The sequence below is a fragment of the uncultured Ruegeria sp. genome, from assembly GCF_947489545.1.
Classification (GTDB): Bacteria; Pseudomonadota; Alphaproteobacteria; order Rhodobacterales; family Rhodobacteraceae; genus Ruegeria.
The window spans coordinates 1-450 of the sequence record NZ_CANLDZ010000089.1 but is presented as its reverse complement, the minus strand read 5'-3'; the positions used below and the strand labels follow the sequence as shown (position 1 = coordinate 450).

Genomic DNA, 450 nt, shown 5'->3' with positions numbered 1-450 from the left:
GAGCTGAAGCAGCTGCTGGCAGGCGAAACGCTGACCATCCCAAGCACCGTAGTGGCTACGTAATGAGCAGCAAGCGATTTTCGGTCACGGCCCATTACATGACGACCTCGGGCAACCACCATAGTTGCCGCATCGAAGTCGAGGCCGACGACATTACCACCGCGCATGACATAGGGATCCAGAAGATCAAAACCGACAAGCGACGCCGCTATGCGGGCAAGATGGCTTCCGATTGTGTCGAGCTGCAGGACTGACCTCTTCCGATGCCGCTGCGAGCAGCCCGTAAAGGAAAAGAGTTCTTTGTGAATTTGTGTCCCCGGTAGGGGGCATGAAAGCAATCCCGGCCGATCGGCCAAACACCCAATCCTTAAAACTGGAGACAAGACTATGATTGATGGCAAACTGACCCGTATGGACGCAGACGACGCATTTGCAGGCGAGATCGCTTCG

At 55.6% G+C, this 450-nt stretch carries 1 protein-coding gene; it reads left to right on the top strand.

Going from position 1 to position 450, the window contains the following annotated elements; translation table 11 throughout:
• Nucleotides 1–254, top strand: a 254-nt coding sequence (locus tag Q1B13_RS26885; protein ID WP_299085966.1) for a hypothetical protein, incomplete at its 5' end; no start/stop codon positions are given.
• Nucleotides 255–450: the final 196 nt, after the last annotated feature.